Source organism: Nonomuraea harbinensis (genome assembly GCF_019396385.1).
In the GTDB taxonomy this organism is placed as follows: domain Bacteria; phylum Actinomycetota; class Actinomycetes; order Streptosporangiales; family Streptosporangiaceae; genus Nonomuraea; species Nonomuraea ferruginea.
Window position 1 is genome coordinate 1 of the sequence record NZ_JAHKRN010000116.1, and the last position, 2,357, is coordinate 2,357.

Annotated in this window: 1 protein-coding gene; it reads right to left on the bottom strand. The window is 67.3% G+C overall.

The annotated features are described in order from the left end of the window. The coding region (gene rpoB / locus KME79_RS44240) for a DNA-directed RNA polymerase subunit beta (protein WP_219552659.1) at window positions 1-2,357 on the bottom strand (2,357 nt) is incomplete at both ends.

Genomic DNA, 2,357 nt, shown 5'->3' on the forward strand with positions numbered 1-2,357 from the left:
CAGCGCCCACACCTCCATCTCACCGAAGCGCTGGCCGCCGAACTGGGCCTTACCGCCGAGCGGCTGCTGGGTGATCATGGAGTACGGGCCGGTCGACCGCGCGTGGATCTTGTCGTCGACCAGGTGGAGCAGCTTGAGGATGTAGATGTAGCCGACCGAGATCGGGTACGGGAACGGCTCGCCGGAGCGGCCGTCGAACAGGCGGGCCTTGCCGGTCTCCTGGACCATCCGGTCGCCGTCGCGGTTGGGCACGGTGTTGTTGAGCAGGCCGACGATCTCCTGCTCGTTGGCGCCGTCGAAGACCGGTGTGGCGACGTTGGTGCGCGCCTCGACCTTCTCGAAGCCCTTGTCGCGCAGCCGCTCGGCCCACGCCTCCTGGATGCCGGTGATGTCCCAGCCCCGGGCGGCGATCCACCCCAGATGGGTCTCCAGCACCTGGCCCACGTTCATCCGGCCGGGCACGCCCAGCGGGTTGAGGATGATGTCGACCGGCGTGCCGTCCTCCAGGAACGGCATGTCCTCCACCGGCAGGATCTTGGAGATGACGCCCTTGTTGCCGTGACGGCCGGCCAGCTTGTCACCATCGGTGATCTTGCGCTTCTGCGCCACATACACGCGCACCAGCTCGTTGACCCCCGGCGGCAGCTCGTCGCCCTCCTCACGGGAGAACACCCGAACCCCGATGACCTTGCCCTGCTCACCGTGCGGCACCTTCAGCGAGGTGTCACGCACCTCACGCGCCTTCTCACCGAAGATCGCCCGCAGCAGCCGCTCCTCCGGAGTCAGCTCGGTCTCACCCTTCGGGGTCACCTTGCCGACCAGGATGTCGCCGGGAACCACCTCGGCGCCGATCCGGATGATGCCGCGCTCGTCCAGGTCGGCCAGCACCTCCTCGGAGACGTTCGGGATGTCCCGGGTGATCTCCTCAGGGCCCAGCTTCGTGTCACGGGCGTCGACCTCGTGCTCCTCGATGTGGATCGAGGACAGCACGTCGTCCTGCACCAGCCGCTGGGACAGGATGATCGCGTCTTCGTAGTTGTGGCCCTCCCACGGCATGAACGCCACCAGGAGGTTCTTGCCCAGCGCCATCTCGCCGTTCTCGGTGCAGGGACCGTCGGCGATGACCTGGTTGACCTCGATCCGGTCACCCTCGGCCACGATCGGCTTCTGGTTGAACGAGGTGCCCTGGTTGGACCGCTTGAACTTGGCCACCCGGTAGGTGGTGCGGGTGCCGTCGTCGTTGGCCACGGTGACGTAGTCGGCCGAGACCTCCTCGACCACACCGGCCTTCTCGGCGCTGATGACGTCGCCCGCGTCGGTCGCGGCGCGGTATTCCATGCCGGTGCCGACCAGCGGCGCCTCGCTCTTGAGCAGCGGCACCGACTGGCGCTGCATGTTGGAGCCCATGAGCGCGCGGTTGGCGTCGTCGTGCTCCAGGAACGGGATCATCGCGGTGGCGACCGACACCATCTGGCGCGGCGACACGTCGATGTAGTCGACTTCCTCGGCCCTGGCCAGCTCGGTCTCGCCGCCCTTGGTGCGGACGAGCACCCGGGACTCGGCGAACGAGCCGTCGGGGTTGAGCGTGGTGTTGGCCTGCGCCTTGACGTAGCGGTCTTCCTCGTCGGCCGTGAGGTAGTCGATCTGGTCGGTCACCTTGCCGTCGACGACCTTGCGGTAAGGCGTCTCGACGAAGCCGAACGCGTTGATCCGGCCGTAGGAGGCGAGCGAGCCGATCAGGCCGATGTTGGGGCCTTCGGGAGTCTCGATCGGGCACATCCGGCCGTAGTGGGACGGGTGCACGTCGCGGACCTCGAAGCCGGCCCGCTCACGCGACAGACCACCGGGGCCGAGCGCGGACAGACGCCGCTTGTGCGTCAGGCCGGCCAGCGGGTTGGTCTGGTCCATGAACTGGGACAGCTGGGAGGTGCCGAAGAACTCCTTGATCGACGCCACCACCGGGCGGATGTTGATCAGGGTCTGCGGCGTGATCGCCTCGACGTCCTGGGTGGTCATCCGCTCGCGGACGACGCGCTCCATACGGGCCAGGCCCAGGCGGACCTGGTTCTGGATGAGCTCGCCGACGCTGCGCAGACGGCGGTTGCCGAAGTGGTCGATGTCGTCGGTCTCGACGATCACCGTGTCGATCGGCGCCTCGGCCGAGGCCGGCATCGAATCCTCACCCGCGTGGAGGCGGACGATGTACTCGATGGTGGCGACGATGTCTTCTTCGGTCAGCGTGCCCTGCGTGATGTCGGCGCCGACGCCGAGCTTCTTGTTGATCTTGTAGCGGCCGACCTTCGCCAGGTCGTAACGCTTCGGGTTGAAATACAGGTTCTCCAGCAGGGTCTGCGCCG